This window comes from Variovorax sp. 22077 (assembly GCF_052044195.1).
GTDB classification, from domain to species: Bacteria; Pseudomonadota; Gammaproteobacteria; order Burkholderiales; family Burkholderiaceae_C; genus Variovorax; species Variovorax atrisoli.
In genome coordinates, this window is the sequence record NZ_JBQEQC010000010.1 from 19,904 (window position 1) to 37,372 (window position 17,469).

15 protein-coding genes are annotated in these 17,469 nt (G+C 67.5%); 13 read left to right on the forward strand and 2 right to left on the reverse strand.

The genetic code is table 11. The annotated features are described in order from the left end of the window. Positions 1 to 2: 2 nt before the first annotated feature. The 3 genes from ACTJLF_RS15920 to ACTJLF_RS15930 are packed head-to-tail and all read left to right on the forward strand — an operon-like array spanning position 3 to position 3,257. Entirely contained in the window at positions 3 to 860 is an 858-nt protein-coding gene (locus ACTJLF_RS15920) for a branched-chain amino acid ABC transporter permease (protein WP_020723392.1), read from the forward strand. Beyond that, positions 838 to 2,574 carry a branched-chain amino acid ABC transporter ATP-binding protein/permease gene (locus ACTJLF_RS15925; RefSeq protein WP_019658030.1) on the forward strand — a complete coding sequence of 579 codons (1,737 nt, stop codon included), beginning with the start codon at positions 838 to 840 and terminating at the stop codon, positions 2,572 to 2,574. Before ACTJLF_RS15920 ends, ACTJLF_RS15925 begins: the two co-directional genes overlap by 23 nt. Beyond that, entirely contained in the window at positions 2,571 to 3,257 is a 687-nt protein-coding gene (locus ACTJLF_RS15930; protein WP_019658031.1) for an ABC transporter ATP-binding protein, read from the forward strand. The genes ACTJLF_RS15925 and ACTJLF_RS15930 overlap by 4 nt, the downstream gene beginning before the upstream one ends. 42 nt (positions 3,258 to 3,299) lie before the next feature. Here ACTJLF_RS15930 and ACTJLF_RS15935 read toward each other — a convergent pair whose 3' ends face one another. Beyond that, complete coding sequence (locus tag ACTJLF_RS15935; RefSeq protein ID WP_019658032.1) at positions 3,300 to 4,202, reverse strand: LysR family transcriptional regulator; 903 nt, start codon at positions 4,200 to 4,202, stop codon at positions 3,300 to 3,302. A gap of 118 nt (positions 4,203 to 4,320) precedes the next feature. On the opposite strand from ACTJLF_RS15935, the gene mdlC reads away from it, so the two are divergent. The 7 genes from mdlC to ACTJLF_RS15970 all read left to right on the forward strand — a co-directional run bounded on the left by mdlC (position 4,321) and on the right by ACTJLF_RS15970 (position 13,457). Next, positions 4,321 to 5,952 (forward strand): benzoylformate decarboxylase, encoded by a 1,632-nt coding sequence (gene mdlC, locus ACTJLF_RS15940; protein WP_440883433.1) that lies wholly within the window; start codon positions 4,321 to 4,323, stop codon positions 5,950 to 5,952. Positions 5,953 to 6,020: 68 nt separating this feature from the next. Next, positions 6,021 to 7,469 carry an aldehyde dehydrogenase gene (locus ACTJLF_RS15945; protein ID WP_440883434.1) on the forward strand — a complete coding sequence of 483 codons (1,449 nt, stop codon included), beginning with the start codon at positions 6,021 to 6,023 and terminating at the stop codon, positions 7,467 to 7,469. Between the two features lie 146 nt (positions 7,470 to 7,615). Beyond that, on the forward strand, positions 7,616 to 8,593 hold the full coding sequence (locus ACTJLF_RS15950) for a Bug family tripartite tricarboxylate transporter substrate binding protein (RefSeq protein WP_019658035.1): 978 nt from the start codon (positions 7,616 to 7,618) through the stop codon (positions 8,591 to 8,593). A gap of 11 nt (positions 8,594 to 8,604) precedes the next feature. Continuing rightward, a complete protein-coding gene (gene pobA / locus ACTJLF_RS15955) occupies positions 8,605 to 9,795 on the forward strand; it encodes a 4-hydroxybenzoate 3-monooxygenase (RefSeq protein WP_440883435.1) in 1,191 nt (396 codons plus the stop codon). Positions 9,796 to 9,940: 145 nt separating this feature from the next. Further along, positions 9,941 to 11,374 carry an MFS transporter gene (locus ACTJLF_RS15960; protein WP_019658037.1) on the forward strand — a complete coding sequence of 478 codons (1,434 nt, stop codon included), beginning with the start codon at positions 9,941 to 9,943 and terminating at the stop codon, positions 11,372 to 11,374. Beyond that, positions 11,371 to 12,294, forward strand: a complete 924-nt coding sequence (locus ACTJLF_RS15965) for a ketopantoate reductase family protein (RefSeq protein ID WP_440883436.1) — start codon at positions 11,371 to 11,373, stop codon at positions 12,292 to 12,294. The genes ACTJLF_RS15960 and ACTJLF_RS15965 overlap by 4 nt, the downstream gene beginning before the upstream one ends. A gap of 17 nt (positions 12,295 to 12,311) precedes the next feature. After that, positions 12,312 to 13,457, forward strand: a complete 1,146-nt coding sequence (locus ACTJLF_RS15970) for an alpha-hydroxy acid oxidase (protein ID WP_440883437.1) — start codon at positions 12,312 to 12,314, stop codon at positions 13,455 to 13,457. On the opposite strand, the gene ACTJLF_RS15975 is transcribed toward ACTJLF_RS15970, so the two are convergent. Next, positions 13,446 to 14,450, reverse strand: coding sequence for a helix-turn-helix domain-containing protein (locus ACTJLF_RS15975; RefSeq protein WP_126185817.1), 1,005 nt, complete (start codon positions 14,448 to 14,450; stop codon positions 13,446 to 13,448). The genes ACTJLF_RS15970 and ACTJLF_RS15975 overlap by 12 nt on opposite strands. Positions 14,451 to 14,723: 273 nt before the next feature. On the opposite strand from ACTJLF_RS15975, the gene ACTJLF_RS15980 reads away from it, so the two are divergent. Genes ACTJLF_RS15980 through ACTJLF_RS15990 form a run of 3 tightly spaced genes read left to right on the forward strand, consistent with a single transcriptional unit; the run spans position 14,724 to position 17,469 of the window. Continuing rightward, a complete protein-coding gene (locus tag ACTJLF_RS15980; protein ID WP_440883438.1) occupies positions 14,724 to 16,037 on the forward strand; it encodes an ABC transporter substrate-binding protein in 1,314 nt (437 codons plus the stop codon). Between the two features lie 9 nt (positions 16,038 to 16,046). After that, positions 16,047 to 16,790, forward strand: a complete 744-nt coding sequence (locus tag ACTJLF_RS15985) for an ABC transporter ATP-binding protein (protein ID WP_132756180.1) — start codon at positions 16,047 to 16,049, stop codon at positions 16,788 to 16,790. Beyond that, a complete protein-coding gene (locus ACTJLF_RS15990) occupies positions 16,777 to 17,469 on the forward strand; it encodes an ABC transporter ATP-binding protein (protein WP_019658043.1) in 693 nt (230 codons plus the stop codon). Before ACTJLF_RS15985 ends, ACTJLF_RS15990 begins: the two co-directional genes overlap by 14 nt.

Genomic DNA, 17,469 nt, shown 5'->3' on the forward strand with positions numbered 1-17,469 from the left:
ACATGCTCGATGGCAACATCCTGCTGCACGGCCTGAACCTGGCCTACGAACTGGCCACGCTCGCACTCACGACGCTGGGCCTGGCGATCGTCTTCGGCCTGCTCGGCGTCATGAACATGGCGCACGGGGAGTTCGTGATGCTCGGGGCCTATTCGGTGGTGACGGTGCAGAAGCTGGGGCTGCCGCTGGTGGCAGCGGTTCCCCTGGCGGTGGTGGTGTGCGGCACGCTCGGGTACGTGGTGGAGCGCTGGCTCATACGGCCGCTCTATTCGCGGCCCTTCGACACGCTGCTCGCGACCTGGGCGCTGGCCATGCTCCTGAGAAAGCTGGTCGAAGCAGTCTTCGGCAGGGAGTACCGGAACGTCGAATCGTCGCTGACCGAACCGATGATGGTCTTCGGTTCGCAGTACCCGGCCTATCGCCTCGCGCTGATCGCTCTGGCAGTGGTCGTGATGGCGGGGCTCTTCCTCTGGTATCGGCGCAGTGCGGCCGGGCTTCGAGTGCGCGCCATGACGGCGAATCCCGTTCTTGCGCAGGCGCTGGGCATCAATACCCGGCGGCTCGCTTCGCAGGCCTTCGTCATCGGGGTCGTGTTCGCCGGCCTTTCCGGCGTGCTGCTTGCGCCGCTGATCCGCATCGAACCGGGCATCGGTGTCGACTACCTGCTGGACGCCTTCTTCGTGCTGGTCGTCGGCGGGCTCGGGACCTTGGGCGGCATGTTCGGCGGCGTCGGAATCATCGGCGGCTCGCAGGCCATCGTCAGCAGCGTGGCAGGGCAGACCAGCGGCTACGCGGTCGTGCTGATGCTCTCAATCCTCTTTCTGTGGCTCAAGCCCAATGGCCTTTTTTCGCGACGCTAAATCGGCGGCCTTCCTGGCCGCGGTCCTGGTTGCGCTGCCGTTCGCGTCCAGCGAGTTCGTGGCGTACCAGATCGCCCTGTTCCTGATCTACGGGATCGCTGCGCAGGGCGTGGCCCTCTGCTGGGGGCGCCTCGGATTCCTGCCCCTGGGGCACGCGCTCTTCTTCGGGCTGGGTGCCTACCTGTTCGGCGGAATGCTCAAGGGCGCGGAGTCGAACCCCGCCCTGTACCTGGCGCTGCCGCTCGCCGTGGTGGCGCCGGCCTTGCTCGCCTACGTCATCGCGCGCCTGGTCTTCGCCAGAAGCTCGCGCAGCGGCCCCTACTTCTCGCTCATCACGCTTGCGCTGACGATGCTGGGCTTCCTGGCGGCGCAGCAGTGGAGCGGCCTCACCGGCGGCTTCAACGGCATGACGGACATTCCCGACATTCCCGGCACGGCCCGCTACGAGACCTTGTACTGGCTCGTGGCGGCGGTCGCGGTCATCTCGACGCTCGTTCTCGCGATGCTGGCGGCCCGGCCCATCGGGGTGATCTGGGAGGCGGTGGCGCAGAACGAGGAGCGGCTTCAGCTGCTCGGGTACGCAACGGACCGGGTCAAGGCGAACGCCTATGCGTTCTCCGGCTTGCTCGCTGCAGCGGCAGGTGCATTGTTCTCCGCCCACCAGGGCATCGTGACCCCGCAGGCGATGAGCTTCATCCTCTCGACCGAGTTCGTGATCTGGGCCGCCGTCGGAGGGAAGGGGAGTTCGCTGGGGCCGTTGCTCGGTGCCACCGTGGTCGGCTACGCGTCCGCCGAGCTTCGTGAGCAGTTCCTCTACTGGGAAGTCGCCGTGGCGGCCCTCTTCATCGTCGTGGTGCTGTTCCTGCCGAACGGCGTCGCCGGTCTGCTGAAGCGCCGGGCCGATCCGCGCCACAGCGAAGATTCACCCGCCCCCGCCACGCATGAAGCAGCCACGACCACGGCGCCCGTCTCCCTGACCCTCGATGGGGTGAAGACGGCCCAGTCGGGCGTGACGATTCTCGACGGGCTTTCCCTGGCCCTCAGCGGGCCCGGCATCCGCTGCGTCATCGGTCCCAATGGCGCGGGCAAGACTTCCTCGTTCAACGTCATCACAGGGCGACTTCCGCTTCTGGGCGGAGGCGTCACGCTCAACGGCCACGATATCGGCGGGTTGTCTGCATGGCGCGTGGCGCGCAAGGGCATCGGACGCAAGATGCAGGTGCCATCGGTCTTTCCCGACCTCACGGTGCGCGAGAACCTGGGCCTGGCCGTTTGGGCCGGACGGGCATCCGCCGTCGACACGCTGAGACGGGCCACGCTGGGGTGGCACACCAGCCTTCTCGCCGAGATCCTGCAGGAGTTTCCCGCCCTCGCGTCGCAACTCGACGCACCGGCCGGCACTCTGGCGCAAGGGCATCGGCAAGCGCTGGAACTGGCGATGACGCTACTTCCCGAGCCGAAGCTGGTGTTGCTGGACGAGCCCTGCGCGGGCCTGTCGCCCGGCGAGACCCATCAGATGATCGATGCCATCAAGGCCCTGGTGAGCCGGATCGGTGCGGCTGCGCTGCTGATCGAGCACGACATCACGGCGGTGGATGCCATGGGCGGCGACGTGTATGTGCTGCACCAGGGGCGCCTTCTCGACAAGGGTTCGCTCGCGGACATCCAGGCCAGCGCAGCGGTGCGGGCGGTGTATGCGGGAGGTCGCAAATGACTCTGGTCTTCAAGGAATTGGTATGCGGCTACGGCGACACCGTCGTGGTCCGCGGAGTGTCCGGAGAAATCCGGCCCGGTCATGCGCTCGCCATCGTGGGAAGAAACGGCGTCGGCAAGAGCACGCTGATGAAGGCCCTGGCTGGCCAGTTGCCGCTCACGAGCGGCGATATCGAATGGAAAGGCCAGGCTCTCGGCGACCGGCCGCTGCACGCGCGCCTCGGCCTGGGAATCGCATTCGCGCCGCAAGAGAACGTCGTGTTCGGCGAGCTGACGGTGGCGGACAACCTGTGGCTGCACCTCGACGACCGGAAGGCCGAACGGTACGAGGAGGTCTTCCAGCACTTCCCGCTGCTTCAGCGCCGGCTCGCCCAGCGGGCGGGCTCGCTCAGCGGCGGCGAGCGCAAGCTGCTGTCCTTCGCACGGACCATGGGACTGCAGGCCAGGCTCTCGATGCTCGACGAACCCACCGAGGGCGTCCAGCCGGAGAACATCGACCGGATGGCCGCGATGGTCAATCGCAGGAAGGCCGCCGGCGATTCATTCATCATCGTCGAGCAGAACCTGGAGTTCGTGGCGGCCTTTGCCGACTCGGTCCTGGTGCTGGACCACGGCGAGGTCGTCCTGCAGGGCAGCTTTGCCGCCCTGGGCCGCGAGCGGATCGAGCAGCACATGGTGGTGTGAGCGTCCTTGCTCGAGGCGCGACGCGTGTTGCCTACTGTTCCTTCAGGCTGCCGTCAGCGCGCGAAGCTCCTCGAGCAGCTTGACGGAGGGGCCCGGCAGCATGCCGGAGCGCCTGCGAAAGGCGGTCAGCATTCTCCTGTCGCTCGCGCCCGGAATGTCGAGCGCATCGATCAGCCCGGCCTTTCGCTCGGCGTCGTACATCGGCGCCGGCATCCAGCCGAGAAAGCCCGAATGCCCGATCAGGCTCTTGAGCGCCATGACCGAGCGCGTCTCGACGACCACGTTGGGCAGCGCCAGGTTCTGCCGTGCGAACACGCTCTTCATGTGCTCGAACGGCCCCGTTCCCTTCGGAAGGATCGCCCAGCGCTCGCCCAGGGTGTCTGACAGCTTGAGCTTGCGTTTCTTGCGCAGCGGGTGGTGGCGGCCGGCCACGACGTAGCTGGTGTCCTCCCATCTGCAGTCCTTCACGGCAACGATCTCGGCCGTGTCCTCCGTGTCGACCCCGAGCGCCAGGTCGATCTCGTGCGAGACGAGCGCGTCCGCCAGCCGGTCCCAGACGCCTTCGATGATCTGGACCTGAAGGTTGGGCCACTTGCTGCAGGTCCGGCCGATGGCCGAAGGCAGCACGAGGCAGGCGATGCTGCCGACCGCGCCGACACGGATCGTGCCCTTCGCCAGCCCGAGCATGGCCTTGATGTTCTCGCTCGCGTGCTCCGATTCGCGCTGCAGCAGCAGCGCATGCGGCTGCAGCGCGCGGCCCACGTCGGTGAGCTGCATCCCCTTCGAATGGCGCTCGAACAGCGGCGCCCCGGCCTGTTCTTCCAGCCTGCGGATCGTGCGGCTCAGTGCGGGCTGGGTGATGTTGAGCGCGTCGGCCGCTCGCCCGAGGCTTCCCGACGAAACGATGGCGTTGAAGGCGACGAGTTGCTGCAGATCGAAAGTCATGCCAAACGGTAATGACTTTTTCTCGAAAAGGCAATTTTCAAGATGGGAGCGCGATTCCACACTCCCGCCATCGAGACAGCATTGCGAGTTCGCGGTGCACAGCAGGAAGAAACACGCAATGACCGGATCCGCACCGCACGCCGCTGCCGCGACGCCCGCACACCCCGCCACCGCCGCGGGCAGCATCACCGTTCGCGAGGCCGTGTTCGACCTGATGCGCCGCTTCGGAATGACCTCCGTGTTCGCGAATCCGGGGTCGACCGAGCTCCCGATGTTCCGCGACTTCCCGAGCGATTTCCGCTACATCCTCGGCCTGCAGGAGGCCTGCGTCGTGGGCATGGCGGACGGCTACGCGCAGGCGACCCGCAACGCGTCGTTCGTGAATCTCCATTCGGCGGCCGGCGTCGGCAACGCCATGGGCAACATCTTCACGGCCTTCAAGAATCGCACGCCGATGGTGATCACCGCCGGGCAGCAGGCGCGTTCGATCCTTCCGTTCGACCCGTTCCTGTCGTCGGCCCAGGCCACCGAGCTGCCGAAGCCCTACGTCAAATGGAGCATCGAACCGGCCCGCGCGCAAGACGTGCCGCTCGCGATCGCCAGGGCCTACTACCTGGCCATGATGCCGCCTTGCGGTCCGGTGCTGGTGTCGGTGCCCGTGGACGACTGGGACCAGCACACCGAGCGGGTTCCGACCCGGGCCGTGAGCACCCGGACACGTCCGGAGCCCGAGCTCATCGCCCGGATCTCGGCCGCGCTGGAGGCAAGCGAGCGCCCGGCATTCGTGGTGGGCGCCGCCGCCGATCGGGACGGCGCGTGGAACGAAGTCGTCGCATTGGCGGAAGCCCACAACGCCCGCGTGTGGGTCGCGCCGATGTCCGGACGCTGCAGCTTTCCGGAAGACCATCGCCTGTTCGCCGGCTTCCTTCCCGCCATGCGCGAGCGCATCGTCGAACTGCTCGAAGGCCACGATCTCATCCTCGCCATCGGCGCGCCGGCCTTCGCCTATCACGTCGAAGGCGCGGGCCCTCATGTGCCCGCCGGCGCAGCGCTGTGCCAGTTGACCGAGGACCCGGACACCGCGGCCTGGGCGCCCGTCGGCATCTCGGCCGTCGGCAGCATCCGGCTGGGATTGCTGGACCTGCTCGCCGTGCCGCCGAAGAAGACGCGTCCTCTGCCCCCCGCGAGAAAGGCCGCAGCGCGTGCGGAGCCGACGCCGCTGATGTCGGTCGCCTACGTGCTGCAAACGCTCGCGGAAGCAAAAAAGCCGGAACACATCGTGGTCGAAGAGGCGCCGAGCGCACGGCCCGTGATGCAGGCCCACCTGCCCTTCACCCGCAGCGAGACCTTCTACACGATGGACAGCGGCGGCCTCGGCTACGGCATGCCTGCGTCCGTGGGCGTTGCATTGGGCAAGCCCGGCAGCCGGGTCATCTGCCTGATCGGCGACGGATCGAGCATGTACTCCATCCAGGCGCTCTGGAGCGCTGCTCAGAACAAGCTGCCGATCACCTTCGTGATCCTGAACAACCGGCGGTACGCCGCCCTGCAGGACTTTGCGCCGGTGTTCGGCTTCTCGCCCACCGACGTCGTGCAGGGCACCGAACTGCCCGACCTCGACTTCCCGTCGCTCGCCAAGGGAATGGGATGCGCCGCAGTGCGCGTGACCGACCCGGCCGATCTGCGCAAGGCGCTCGACGAGGCCCTGGCCAGCGACGTGCCCTGTGTCGTGGAGGTCCGGGTCGCCTGACCTTGCCGATCGTTCCCGCGTCCAAAGGCGGGAGGAATTTTTTCAAACCATCCTACGGAGACAAGCCGATGAAGATTTCGATGTTGATCAATGGCGAGCGCACGGACGCCCGCGACGGCGCAACCTTTGAGCGGCGCAACCCTCTGGACGGCAGCGTGGCGACGATCGCACCCGCGGCGACGACGCAGGACGCCATTGCCGCGGTGGATGCCGCAGCCGAGGCCTTCAGGACCTGGTCGACCACCGGCCCCAGCGAACGCAGGGCGCTGCTCATGAAGGCTTCGCACGCGCTGGAAGCCAAGGCCGAGGCCTTCGCCGCGGCCGTCGCCGCCGAGACCGGCGCATCGGCCATCTGGGCAGGTTTCAATGTCCACCTCGCCGCAGGCATGCTGCTGGAAGCCGCATCGCTCACCACCCAGATCAGCGGCGAGGTCATCCCCTCGGACGTGCCGGGCAACATGGCCATGGCCGTGCGGCAGCCTGCGGGTGTGGTCCTCGGCATCGCGCCCTGGAACGCGCCGGTGATTCTGGCCGTGCGAGCCATCGCGACGCCGCTGGCCTGCGGCAACACGGTGGTTCTCAAGGGCAGCGAGATCTGCCCCGCCACGCACGGGCTGATCATCGAGGCGCTGCAGGAGGCGGGGCTTCCCAAGGGCGTGGTGAACTTCGTGACCAACGCGCCCGCGGACGCCGCCGCCGTCGTCGAAGCGATGGTGGCGCACCCCGCGGTCCGACGCGTCAACTTCACGGGCTCGACCCACGTCGGCAAGCTCATCGCAGCCACCTGCGCCAAGTACCTCAAGCCGGTCGTGCTCGAACTCGGCGGCAAGGCCCCGCTGGTCATCCTGGACGACGCCGATGTCGATGCTGCCGTCAACGCGGCGGTGTTCGGTGCCTTCGCCAACTCCGGACAGATCTGCATGTCGACCGAGCGCATCGTCGTCGACGAGAGCATCGCCGACGAGTTCGTCGCCAAGCTCAGCGCCCGGGCCGCCAGCCTGCCGCTGGGCGATCCGCGGCAGGGGCCCGTGGTGCTCGGTTCGGTGGTCGACCTGAGCACGGTCAATCGCTGCAACGAACTGATCGACGATGCGCTTGCCAAGGGCGCCAAGCTCGTCATCGGCGGCAAGGCGAAGGACACGCTGATGCCCGCGACGCTGCTCGATCACGTCACCTCGGAAATGCGCATCTTCCGGGAAGAGGCGTTCGGCCCCGTGAAGGGCATCGTTCGCGTCCGCGGTGTGGAAGCAGCGGTTGCCTGCGCCAACGACAACGAGTACGGCCTCGCAGCCGCGGTGTTCGGCCGCGACGTGGCGCGCGCCATCCAGGTGGCGGGGCGCATCGAGTCGGGCATCTGCCATGTGAACGGCCCCACCGTCCATGACGAAGCACAGATGCCGTTCGGCGGCGTCAAGGGCAGCGGCATCGGCCGCTTCGGCGGCAAGGCCGGCGTGGAGGCGTTCACCGAGCTGCGCTGGCTGACGGTGCAGACCACGCCGCGCCAATACCCCTTCTAGGACACGCACAGGCGCGCAAGCGCACAGACGCGCCGGCGTCATCGCCGGGCGTCATCTCACCGTCGGCAAAGCGCCGAGGTGGACGAGCGAAAGCATGCGGCAGCGACACCGCCGCACCCCGATTCCTAAAACCGGAGACAAGAGAAATGAAGTTTGCTTCGATGAGCCGCCGGGCACTCGCCTGCGCCCTGATCACCCTGGCCGCCGCACCCGCCGTGGCGCTCGCACAGGATCAAAAGCCGATCGAATGGGTCGTCGGCTATGCCGCCGGCGGCGGCTCCGACACCGTGGCGCGAACGATCGCCGAGGAGATGGGCAAGTCGTTGAAGCGCACGATCATCGTGAGCAACAAGCCCGGTGCCGCAACGAACATCGCCGCCGACTACGTGGCGAAATCGAAGGACTACGGGAACATCATGTTCACCGCCGACTTCGCCACGCTGGCGGCCAACCCGGCACTGTTCGCCAAACTGCCGTACGACGCGGAGAAGGACTTCGTGCCGGTGGGCATGCTCGCGAGATTCCCGCTGCTGCTGGTCGTTCATCCGAGCAACCCCGCGAACAACCTGAAGGAGTTCATCGCGTGGGTCAAGGCCAACCCCAACGGTGCGAACTTCGCATCGGCGGGAGCCGGCAGTCCCCAGCACCTGGCCGCGGAACTGTTCAAGGAACGCACCGGGCTCGCGCTGCAGCACGTGGCCTACCGCGGCGGCGCGCCGGCGGTCATCGATCTCGTGGGAGGCCAGATTCCGTTCGCGCTCATGGACAGCGCCACGGTCCAGCAATACGTGGTGTCGGGCAAGCTCAAGGCACTGGGCGTGGCCAGCAAGGAACGCCTGAAGAACTTCCCCGACGTTCCCACGCTTTCGGAGCAGGGCCTGAGCGGCTTCGATGCATCCGCCTGGCAGGGGCTGGTCGTTCCCAAGGGGACTCCGCCCGAAACCGTCGCGGCACTGAACAAGACGCTGCAGGCCGCGCTCGCCTCCACGCCGGTGAAGGCGCGGCTGGAAACGCTGTCGCTCGAAGCACTGCCCGGCACGCCGCAGCAGATGACTTCCTATGTGCATGCGGAACGCGAGCGCTGGGGCGCGCTGATCCGCAAGAACCAGATCCGCCTCGACTGAAGGTCCACCTCATGAAAACGCAAGTCGCCATCATCGGCGCAGGCCCCGCGGGGCTGATGCTCTCGCAGATCCTCCACCTCCAGGGCATCGAGTCGATCGTCCTGGAAACGCGCAGCCGCGAGGCGATCGAGGCCACGATCCGCGCCGGCGTGCTGGAACAGGGGACCATCGATCTCATGAAGGAGATCGGCGCGGGCGCCCGCATGCAACGCGAGGGCTTCCGGCATGAAGGAACGATCCTGCGTTTCGACGGCATCGACCGCCGCATCGATTTCCCGGAGCTGACCGGCGGCAAGGCCGTCATGGTGTACGCGCAGCACGAGGTCATCAAGGATCTGGTGGAGGTGCGCCTGGCATCGGGCGGCGACATCCGGTTCGAAGTGTCGGACGTGAGCCTGCACGGGCTGGACTCCACCTCGCCGAGCGTTCGCTTTCGGCAGCCCGGCGGCGAGCTGCAAACCATCGAGGCCGACTTCATCGCCGGCTGCGACGGCACACAGGGCGTCAGCCGGCCCTCGATTCCCAGGGGCGTGTTGAAGGGCTTCGAGCGGCTCTATCCGTTCGGCTGGCTCGGCATCCTCTGCAAGGCGCCGCCTTCCTCCGACGAGCTGATCTACGCGCTGAGCGATCGCGGCTTCGCGCTCGTCAGCACCCGTTCGCCCGAAGTGCAGCGCATGTACCTTCAGTGCGAGCCCACGGACAAGATCGAGAACTGGTCGGACGACCGCATCTGGAGCGAACTGCGCGCGCGCCTGGCCACCCGCGACGGCTGGGCGCCCATCGAAGGCGAGATCTTCAGCAAGACCGTCGTCGGCATGCGCAGCTTCGTGACCGAGCCGATGCAGTACGGCCGCCTGTTCCTGGCGGGGGACGCGGCGCACGTGGTGCCCCCGACCGGTGCGAAAGGCCTGAACCTGGCGGTCGCCGACGTGCGCGTTCTCGCTCGTGCGTTCGGGGCGTTCTACAAGTCGGGCCGCGAAGACCTGCTCGAACGCTATAGCGACATCGCGCTGCGGCGCATCTGGAAGGCGCAGCGCTTCTCCTGGTGGATGACCTCGATGCTGCATCGCTTCCCGGGTGCCGACGAATTCCAGCACAAGGTGCAGATCGCGGAACTCGACTACATCACCGGCTCGCGCGCCGCGTCGACCGCATTGGCGGAGAACTACGTCGGCCTGCCGTTCGACGAACCCGCCCATTGACCCGTGCACGACCGTTCGCCAAGAAGCGGAAGCGGAAAGAGTCGACCCACCCCTGGGCGCCAGGCCATGCCGAACGCCCGACATGGAGACAAGACATGAACCATCACTTCCCTTCGGCGAATGCCGCCGGCTCGGGGGGGCGCCCATGAATGCCACTGCTGCGGCCTTCAAGGGCAATGCCGACATCGGCCGGCTGCTGGACGACGGCCCCTACACGACCATGCAGAAGCTCGTGGTCTTCCTGGCCGCCCTCTCGATCGTGATGGATGGATTCGACGGCCAGCTCATCGGGTTCGCGATTCCTTCGATGATCAAGGAGTGGGGCATCACGCGCGAAGCCTTCGTTCCGGCGGTGGCGGCGGGCCTGATCGGCATGGGCATCGGAAGCGCCTGTGCGGGGCTGTTCGCCGATCGCTTCGGCCGCCGCATGGCCGTCATCGCGAGCGTCTTCCTGTTCGGCGCGGCCACCTGCGCGATCGGCCTTGCGCCCGACGTGCTGACCGTGGCGGTGCTTCGATTCATTGCCGGCCTGGGCATCGGCGGTGCGCTGCCGAGCTCGACCACGGTCACGGCCGAGTTCACCCCGGCGCGCCGAAGGACGCTCGCCGTCACGGCCACGATAGTGTGCGTGCCCCTGGGCGGCATGCTGGCGGGCCTCTTCGCCGCACAAGTGCTGCCGGCCTTCGGATGGCGCGCGCTCTTCTTCATCGGCGGCACCTTCCCGATGGCCCTGGCGGTGCTCCTGTTCTTCACGCTGCCGGAGTCGCCGCGCTTCCTTGCCCGGCATCCGGCGCGCTGGGGCGAACTGGGCAGGCTGCTCGCGCGCATGGGTCGCCCCATGGCGCGAGACGTCCGCTATACCGATGCCACCGAGCAGGCCGCGGAGACAAACGCAGAGAAGAGCGCCGGCTTCGGCGCGCTCTTCTCGAACGGCCTGGCCCGCGACACGCTCGCGACCTGGGCTGCGTTCTTCATGTGCCTGACGGCCGTCTACAGCGCCTTCAGCTGGCTGCCGACGATGCTCGCCTCGGAGGGGCTTTCGATGAGCGTCGCCGGATCGGGACTGACCGCCTACAACCTGGGCGGCGTGATCGGCGCGCTGGGCTGCGCGGTGGCGATCTCCCGCTTCGGATCGCGCTGGCCGCTGGTCCTGTGCTGTGCAGGCGCGGCCGCCAGTGCGTTCGCCCTGCAGACGCTGAACGTCGGAAAGGAGACCAGCCTGCTCATCTTCGGATTCGGCGTGCACGGCATGTTCGTGAACGCGGTGCAGTCCACCATGTACGCGCTGTGCGCATTCATGTACCCGACCAGCGTCAGGGCGACGGGCACTGCATCCGCACTGGCCTTCGGGCGCCTCGGCGCCATCCTGAGCGCCTTCGCAGGGGCGGCCGTGATCACGGCGGGCGGGGCCACGGCGTATCTGGCGCTGCTGGGCTCGGCGATGTTCCTCGCCATGGTCGCGCTGCTCATCGTGCGCCGGCACATTCCCGGGCGCGACGTGCTGCTGCAACGCGGTCGAGGCCAGAGCCTGCCGGGCGTGTCGCCGCCGCAAGGAATTTCACAGAAGAGGTCATCATGAAAATCTCGATCGTCGGCGCGGGGGCGATGGGCTCCCTTTTCGGCGGCCTGCTCGCCGAGTCGGGCAACGAAGTCACGCTGATCGACGTGAACGACGCGCACATCGATGCGGTCCGCACCCAGGGGCTTCGCCTGGCGACCGACGGCGGTGACCGGCAGGTCACGGCGCTGAAGGCCGTGCGACCGGAAGACGCCACCGGCTTCCCCGATCTGCTCCTGGTGTTCACCAAGACACTGCACACCGGCGCGGCCCTGTCCGGGGTAAGGCATCTGATCGGACCGGGGGGGCATGTGCTGTCGCTGCAGAACGGCCTGGGCAATGTCGAGAAGATCGCGGAGCTCGTGCCGCTGGAGCGCGTGCTGATCGGCGTCACCACATGGCCAGCGGACATGGTCGGTCCCGGCCACGTGCACTCCCACGGCCAGGGCGTCGTGCGGCTCATGGCGGCCGACGGTGTCGAGCGCCGCTTCGTGTCCCAGGTGGCCGAAGTGCTCACGAAGGCCGGGCTCGATTGCACCTCCGACGGTACCGTGTGGGCGGCGATCTGGGAGAAGGTCGCGTTCAACGCCGCGCTGAACAGCATCTGTGCGGTCTCCGGCTGCACGGTCGACGAACTCGGCAGGTTGCCCGACGGCAGCCGCCTCGCGAACGAAGTCGTCACGGAAGTGCTGTCCGTCGCGCTGCGCCTGGGCATCGACGTCGATGCCGCCAAATGCCGGGCCAATGTGGCGAACGCCATCGACCACCACAGGGGACACAAGCCCTCCATGCTGCAGGACGTGCTGGCCGGCCGCCGTACCGAGGTGGAGAGCATCAACGGTGCCGTCGTAGAACTGGCCGGTCCCCTGAACATCAAGCTGCCTGTCACGGAGACCCTGCTGTCTCTCGTTCGCCTCGCAGAAGCGCGCTCCGTCGCCTGACGCCGCAGTCGACTGCCATGCTGTTGAACATCGAAGACTATCGGCGCGCAGCCCGCGCGGTACTGCCGCGATTCGTCCATGACTACATCGAAGGCTCTGCCGACGATGGCCATTGCATGCGTCGAAACGCGGGCGATCTGTCGGCCATCGAGCTCACGCCGCGCGTGCTGCGCGACACCACGAAGGTCGACACCGCCGTCGAGGTCTTCGGCCGGAAATGGGCGCTGCCCATCGGCATTGCGCCGACGGGGCTCAACGGCCTGGTCCGGCCGGAGGGCGACCGGCTGCTGGCGGTCGCTGCCGCCGATGCGGGCATTCCCTTTTCACTGTCGACTGCTTCCAACATGCGGCTGGAGGATGTGCGCGCGGCCGCGCCAGACGGCGTGCAGTGGATGCAGCTTTACGTCATGCACCGCGAGATGGCGGGCCAGATCGTCGAGCGGGCCCGGGCGGACGGCTACCAAGCGCTGGTGCTGACGGTGGACGTTCCCGTCAGCGGCAACCGCGAGCTCGACCTGCGCAACGGATTTCGCATGCCATTCCGGCCGACACCTCGCCTGGCCTGGGACCTGGTGAGCCACCCCCGATGGTCGCTTCGGATGGCACCTCGCGGCGCGCCGGATTTCGCCAACCTGACACCCTCCGGAAGCGGCGCGGGTTCGAGCAGCATGCAGGCGGCCTTGCTGGCGCGCGCCATGGACCGGTCGCTCGTCTGGGAATCGCTGGCGTGGCTTCGTGGAATGTGGAAGGGGCCGCTGCTTCTCAAGGGCGTGCTCCATCCGGACGATGCACGCATGGCGCTCGACCACGGCATCGACGGCCTGATCGTGTCGAACCATGGCGGCCGCCAGAACGATGCGTCGCCCTCGGCGATCTCCGCGCTGCCGCGCGTCGCGGGAGCGGCCGCCGGGCGCATCCCCGTGTTCATGGACGGCGGGATCCGGCGCGGCGGCGACGTCGCGAAGGCTCTGGCCCTGGGCGCCACGGCAGTGTTCGTGGGTCGGCCCACGCTCTACGGCCTGGCGGTGGGCGGGCAGCAGGGCGCAGCGGCCGTGCTGAAGATCCTGGCCGACGAGCTGGTGCGCAACATGACCCTGCTCGGCGCCACCACGGTGCGCGATCTGCCCGCGCGCCGGTTGGCGGTCAACGCTTCAGGCGGCTGAAGCCGTCGACGCCCCCGAGGCGATGCCGCTGGCGCGGTAGGCGCGGGGCGAGAGGTCGAACCGTTGCCGGAATGCCCGGCTGAAGTGGCTCAGGTCGTTGAAACCGTGCGCCATCGCGATCGCCGAGATGCCGAGGCCGGCGCGCGCCGGATCCTGCAGGTCGGCCGCCGCACGCTCCAGGCGCCGGCGCCAGATGTACCGCGTCAGGGATGTGTTCTCGGCTTCGAACAGCTTGTTGATGTAGCGCGGCGAGAGATTCAGGGCGGTGCTCACCATGGCCGTGTCGAGTTCGCACACGTCGAGGTGGCGCTCCACGAAGTCCCTCACGCGCATCAACGCGGTTGCACGGTATTCGGACAGCGGCAGCGGTGAAGCCAGGATGACTTCGTCGAGGGCTGCGGCCAGCAGCTCGGTGAAGTTCCTGACCACCTTCTCCGAGGCAGCGGGCGGCAGGAGCGAGGCCTGCTTGCTGAAGCTCACCAGGTACCCGAAAAGGATCGGGCACATCTGGCTCGATTCGCCGAAGCTCGTGGCCGTGATGCGGTGGATACTGCCGGCGCGGTGCGCGATGGCCGAGCGCGCCAGCTTGATCGTGATGATCTTGAAGGTGTCGTCGAACCTGAGCGAGTAGGGCCGCTGTGCGTCGCAGACGGCGCCGTCTCCTGCTCTCAGCACCACGCTTCTTCCATCTTGCTGCGCCATGGCTACGCCGGAGAGCACGAAATTGAAGATCAGCGACTCTTCGCTGGCACGCGCGATGGCCGAAGGCTGGCGTTCGACGCGGTGCGCCGAAGCTTCGATGCGGGCAACGCTCAGCCCCTCCAGGCGCGATCCCTCGACCGAAGCCTCGAAGGCCATGCCGCTCATCGGCCTGCACTCCAGATCGACCAGCGCACGGCACACGACGTCCTGCCAATAGCCGAACTTGTCGTGCTGACGGAGGCCGGCGGTGGAAGCGAGGATCGAGGTCGAGGTGACGGTGGAGGTCGACATGGCGGCCCGCCTTGGGGCTGACGTTGCACTTGCTCGGTGCCCGGGCAGCGCAGGCCCGGTGCATGAGTCCGGATGCCCGGAGTTTGAGCGAAATCACGCAAGGTTGATGCCAAGAAAACCCTAGGTCGCGCCACGGTGGCGCACGCATTTCGGCCCCTGGGCAGGGCCGTTCCAGTCAACTTTTCCGGCCGCGCCAGCAAAGTCGCACGCGCCGGAAAAACGCAAAGTTCGGCCAGGCCTTCGCGGAGGGCTGTAACCGCAACGGAGCGCACCTTGAAGACATTCACTTACATGCACAACGCCGGCTCCGCCGGCCTCCTCGGCGGCCGCCGCCAGCTGCTTCGCGGCGCGGCGGCGCTCGGCGCGGTGGCGGCCCTTGGCCAGGCCGGCAAGGTCTGGGCAGCCGACAAGGACACCATCAGGATCGGCTACATCAGCCCGAAGACGGGGCCTTTCTCTCCCTTCGCCGAGGCCGACGACTTCATCCTCGACCAGGTGCGCAAGTCGCTCGCGGACGGCCTCACCGTCGGCGGCAAGAAATACAAGGTGGAGATCCTGGCGCGCGACGACCAGAGCAGCCCCGACCGGCAGTCCAACATCGCGGCCGAACTCATCAACAAGGAGAACATCGACCTGATGCTGGCGCAGGTGGCGATCGGCCCCAACGCATCGCAGCAATGCGAGCTGAACGGCGTGCCCTGCATCTCGACGGTCGGCCCGTGGCAGGCGTGGATGTTCCCGCTCAAGGGCGATCCGGCCAAGGGCTTCAAGAGCGTATTCCACTTCTTCTGGGGCCTCGAGGACATCTCCGACGTGTACCTCGACATCTGGTCGGCCGTGCCGTCGAACAAGGCGGTCGGATCGGTCTTCAGCAACGACGTGCCGGGCAACGCCATGGGCGACATGAAGCTCGGCATGCCCGGCGCCTTCGCCAAGGCGGGCTACAAGGTCGTGGACATCGGCCGGTTTCCGGTGGGCGCCGACGATTTCTCCTCCTACATCCAGGCGTTCAAGAAGGACAACGTCGAGATCGTCACCGGCCTGTTCAACCCGCCCGAGTGGGCATCGTTCGTCAAGCAGTCCGCGCAGATGAACTTCAAGCCGAAGGTCGCGACGGTCGCCAAGGCCCTGCTCTTCCCGGGCGGGGTCGCAGCGCTCGGCCCGCGCGCCGACGGCATGTCCACCGAGATCTGGTGGACGCCCGCCTATCCGTTCAAGTCGAGCCTCACCGGCCAGACGGCCAGGCAGTTCGCCGATGCCTACACCGCCGCCACGAAGCGCGAGTGGACGCAGCCCATGGGCGTCGTCCATGCGCTGTTCGAAGCGGGCATCCAGGCGCTCAAGGCGAGCGGCAATCCCAAGGACCCGGTCAAGGTGGCCGACGCCGTGCGCGTGATGAAGCACGACACCATCATCGGCAGGCTCGACTTCACGTCCAGCGGCATCAAGAACGTCTCCAAGATGCGTGTCGTCGGCGGCCAGTGGCGGGTGAGCGCGGCCGGCAAGCCCGAGCTCTTCATCACGAACAACAAGACGGCGCCGGAGATTCCCGTGCAGCGCAAGTTCGAACTGCTGAAGCTGGGCTGAGGAACGGCCATGCTGCTCGAACTGCGCGACACGACCAAGCGCTACGGCGACATGATCATCATCCCGAAGCTCTCGCTTTGCGTCGAGGAGGGCGACTTCATCGGCGTGATCGGCCCCAACGGCGCCGGCAAGAGCACGATGTTCGGGCTCATCTCCGGCAGCACGCGCTGTGACGGCGGCAGCGTCTTCCTCGACGGCATGGACGTCACCGCGCTGGATGCGGCGCAGCGTTGCCGCGCCGGCATCGGGCGCACCTTCCAGATTCCGCAGCCGTTCGAGGGCATGACCGCCTACGAGAACGCCCTGGTCGCGGCGACCTTCGGCAGCAATGGAAACCGCAGCGCCGCACAGGCCCTGGCGGTGGACGCGATCGAGCGCTGCGGCCTCGCGCCCGTCGCGGACAAGCTGGCGGGCACGCTCACGCTGCTGCAGCGAAAGCGCCTCGAGCTCGCGCGTGCGATCGCCACGCAGCCGCGCCTGCTGCTGCTCGACGAGGTGGCCGGCGGGTTGACCGACGGCGAGATGCAGCAGCTGCTGCAGCTGATCGTCACGATCCATCAGAGCGGCGTCACCATCCTCTGGATCGAGCACCTGGTGCACGCCCTGGTGTCGGCGGCCGACCGTCTCGTGGTGCTTGCCAGCGGCGCCGTCATCTGCGACGGCGACCCCGGATCGGTCATGGGCGACCAGACCGTGAGGGACACCTACCTCGGCTCCGACATCGGCGAGGAGGTCGGCCATGCTGCGCACTGACCGTCTCGATGCGTACTACGGCCTGTTCCAGGCGCTGTTCGGCTTCACGTTCGAGGTCAGGCCCGGCGAGACCGTCGCCCTGATCGGATCGAACGGGGCAGGCAAGTCGACGCTGCTTCGATCGATCGTCGGTTCGGTGCGCACTCGCGCGGACGGGGTCCTGCTCGACGGCCGGCCCGTGGGCGGCGAGCCGGAGCGCAAGCAGCTTGATCGCGGCATTGCACTGGTGCCCGAAGGCCGGCGGCTGTTTCCCAGCCTGACGGTCCGCGAGAACCTCCAGCTGGCGATGCGCAACGGTCGCAAGGGGCCATGGACCGTGGAGCGGCTGATGAAGGAGTTCCCGGTGATGCAAGCGTTCCAGCACCGTCCGGCGACGGCGTTGTCCGGCGGCCAGCAGCAGCTCGTGGCCCTTTCGCGCGCGCTCGTCTGCAATCCCGACTACCTGCTGTGCGACGAGATCTCGCTGGGCCTGTCTCCGGTCGCCGTCAACGAGGTCTATGAACTCCTCGGCCGTGCACGCAGGGACGGCCTGGCGGTCGTGCTGGTGGAGCAGAACGTGAAGCGCGCGCTCTCCGAGTCCGACCGCTTCTATTGCATCCAGAAAGGGCGCGTGGTGCTGGAGGGCAGCTCCGAGCATGCGGACCACGCGCAAGTTGCCCACGCCTACTTTGGAATCTGA

Bases quoted from the DNA above. Each gene is read 5' to 3' on its own strand.
- ACTJLF_RS15985 (WP_132756180.1), top strand. From the start codon at position 16,047: ATGCTGCTCGAACTGCGCGACACGACCAAGCGCTACGGCGACATGATC.
- ACTJLF_RS15950 (WP_019658035.1), top strand. From the start codon at position 7,616: ATGAAGTTTGCTTCGATGAGCCGCCGGGCACTCGCCTGCGCCCTGATC.
- ACTJLF_RS15975 (WP_126185817.1), bottom strand. From the start codon at position 14,450: ATGTCGACCTCCACCGTCACCTCGACCTCGATCCTCGCTTCCACCGCC.
- ACTJLF_RS15925 (WP_019658030.1), top strand. From the start codon at position 838: ATGGCCTTTTTTCGCGACGCTAAATCGGCGGCCTTCCTGGCCGCGGTC.
- ACTJLF_RS15960 (WP_019658037.1), top strand. From the start codon at position 9,941: ATGAATGCCACTGCTGCGGCCTTCAAGGGCAATGCCGACATCGGCCGG.
- ACTJLF_RS15945 (WP_440883434.1), top strand. From the start codon at position 6,021: ATGAAGATTTCGATGTTGATCAATGGCGAGCGCACGGACGCCCGCGAC.
- ACTJLF_RS15990 (WP_019658043.1), top strand. From the start codon at position 16,777: ATGCTGCGCACTGACCGTCTCGATGCGTACTACGGCCTGTTCCAGGCG.
- ACTJLF_RS15935 (WP_019658032.1), bottom strand. From the start codon at position 4,202: ATGACTTTCGATCTGCAGCAACTCGTCGCCTTCAACGCCATCGTTTCG.
- pobA (WP_440883435.1), top strand. From the start codon at position 8,605: ATGAAAACGCAAGTCGCCATCATCGGCGCAGGCCCCGCGGGGCTGATG.
- ACTJLF_RS15920 (WP_020723392.1), top strand. From the start codon at position 3: ATGCTCGATGGCAACATCCTGCTGCACGGCCTGAACCTGGCCTACGAA.
- ACTJLF_RS15965 (WP_440883436.1), top strand. From the start codon at position 11,371: ATGAAAATCTCGATCGTCGGCGCGGGGGCGATGGGCTCCCTTTTCGGC.
- mdlC (WP_440883433.1), top strand. From the start codon at position 4,321: ATGACCGGATCCGCACCGCACGCCGCTGCCGCGACGCCCGCACACCCC.
- ACTJLF_RS15970 (WP_440883437.1), top strand. From the start codon at position 12,312: ATGCTGTTGAACATCGAAGACTATCGGCGCGCAGCCCGCGCGGTACTG.
- ACTJLF_RS15930 (WP_019658031.1), top strand. From the start codon at position 2,571: ATGACTCTGGTCTTCAAGGAATTGGTATGCGGCTACGGCGACACCGTC.